The organism is Pelagicoccus sp. SDUM812003, from assembly GCF_031127815.1.
In the GTDB taxonomy this organism is placed as follows: Bacteria; Verrucomicrobiota; Verrucomicrobiia; order Opitutales; family Opitutaceae; genus Pelagicoccus.
This window is the reverse complement of the sequence record NZ_JARXHY010000046.1, coordinates 1-2,346: the sequence shown is the minus strand read 5'-3', so window position 1 is coordinate 2,346 and position 2,346 is coordinate 1. Positions and strand designations below refer to the sequence as shown.

The window sequence follows — 2,346 nt, the reverse complement described above, 5'->3', positions numbered from 1 at the left end:
CCGATGATACATTTGTAAAGTTTTGAGTCAAAACTAGGCGACCATCCATACTATAAACACTAACAGCATCTACAGTTACACCATTGGTTTTTACATGGAGTATATCTTTAACAGGTACAGGATACACTGCAACCGCATTACTGTCAAAATCGTTTATTGAGAGCGTTGTTGCTTCACCATAAAAATTAATCTCAGCAATATTTATCCACTGGCTATCTCTTACTTCCGCACCATTGGTTGTGTCTTTAAAACGTCCGAAACCAACAACCTTAACATATCTAGCTTTTTCTTGATTTAATGTAAATTGAGAAAAATCAGTTGAATTAGCTGTTGTATAAAAATAATTATCGCTTATAGGTAATATTTTTGTAAAACTTCCTGCCTGTGTATCTGTAGTAGACACCCACACTTGAAACGCGTAAGGATTTGATTTATTATCTGTAGCAATTTCAATTAAATCCAAGGCATAAGCATCTCCTAAATCATAAATGATATATTCACCATCGGTTTGTAAATCATCAGCCACCCAGCTTGTAGAAAAGTCTTTGTCTAATGAATTGGTTGCCACATTATCTTTTGGATTCGGATGTGTTTGATCCTGCTGCCTAGAATAAGAGTCAACAGTTACAGGAGCTCCATTAGCACCAGCATTAATCAAATCTAACAAATCGGTAGGATCGGGAGCGTCTTGAGTAATATTTAAAACGACCACATTGTTATCTGACCCAGAAGTTTGAGTAAAAGTTATAGATCCCGATCTAGAAGCCGTACCAGAGTTTTCGGTTACAGTGAAAGACACGGTTTCATTCCCTGTACTAAAACTAGGAGACACATTAGAAATCCATGTTCCATTTATAGCTGTAACTTCCCAGCTTACATTTGCAGAAACAGAAACATCATAAATACCAGCTGTATAGGCTAATGTTGACACGGTACCAACCGACAAATATTCTCCTGGTGTTACTATAATTTCATTACATGTTGGGTTTGAAATATCGGCTCCTAAATAATCTACAAAACAAGCCCCTACACCATCGTTACCAACATTAGAATGACTGAACGGCACATTATTTCCAGTATTAGCACCTTTACCTGTGGCTCCAGAAAAAGTAAAAATTTCACCTGAAGCTGTTGCAGTAATGCCTGTGTTATCGGCAAAACCATCGTTTGTAACTCCTAGTGTCGTCCCTTTGTATTCGTTTCCACTGTAACTTAAAGTCACTCCAATTTCGTTGTATGATGTAGGTGTATCTCCAGAAATAACATCGGATATGTTAGCATTTCCAGAAGCAAAGTAGATTAAGTTATTAGAAACTGTACCCTTAACATCACTATTATTATCTACATTCACATTATAAAATAAAGGCGAAAACGTATTTACAATAGAATTATTAGAAACATTAATATTTTCAGATCTTTGGTAACCGTTACTTACACTAGTTGAATTACAATCTACATTCGCACTAGCACCTCCGCCAATAAAAGTAATACCATTATTCCACTTAGCTTGATTTACTTTTGCAACACAATCCTGAATGTAGTTGTTAGTAATGTTATGGTTACTATCTGAAATTCTAATTCCTCCAGTACCATCAATGTTTTCTCCTATAAAAAAATTATCTTCAACCGTAGCATTAGCACCATGCCTTAACACCAAAGACCCTCTACAGGCTCTAAAGGTGTTATTCGTATAGATATTGCCATAACTTTTATTGGTAATGATTTCATTTTCACCATCGGCTTTATAAAAGTAGTTACCACTAACTTCACAATTACTTCTCACGTTTTGATACTCACTTGTACCAATACGAATAGTTTCACTATCTCCCGAGTTTGATAAACCTGGTCCATAAAGGTCATCCATCTTCTCGAAGTTATAGAAATAATTATTCAGAATCTTGTGACCAACTTCTAAACAACGTGTATTAATAGGCGTTTCACCAGCATCTTCATCGTATGGTGGCGAAGCATTATATTCATATTCAGCTAGAATTAAAGCTCCAGCACTAACCTTGTTTAAAAAAGAACAATTCACAACACTGTTATAAGTACCATATAAAACAACCCATCGGTGTTTAGGAATGGATTTTGAATCACCAGGATCTGGATTCAACGCTTCAAACAAATCATCTGGATCAATACCTAATCCATCGATAACACAATTTTGAATCGTACTATGATTTGCGTAAACCGAGCCACTTCTAAATTGAATAAAGTTACTCGCTCCGTAACCGCCTTTCCAGTGAAACCCATCTACTACAAGGTGATCACCAACAATATTCATTGGCATACCTCCTGTAAAAACAACACCTCCAGGGGTTTCAGCTTTAAAAATAATAGGCGAAT

Annotated in this window: 1 protein-coding gene; it reads right to left on the bottom strand. The window is 36.0% G+C overall.

The genetic code is table 11. From position 1 onward, the window contains the following. Nucleotides 1-2,346, bottom strand: a 2,346-nt coding sequence (locus tag QEH54_RS22635; protein ID WP_309021007.1) for a chondroitinase-B domain-containing protein, incomplete at both ends; no start/stop codon positions are given.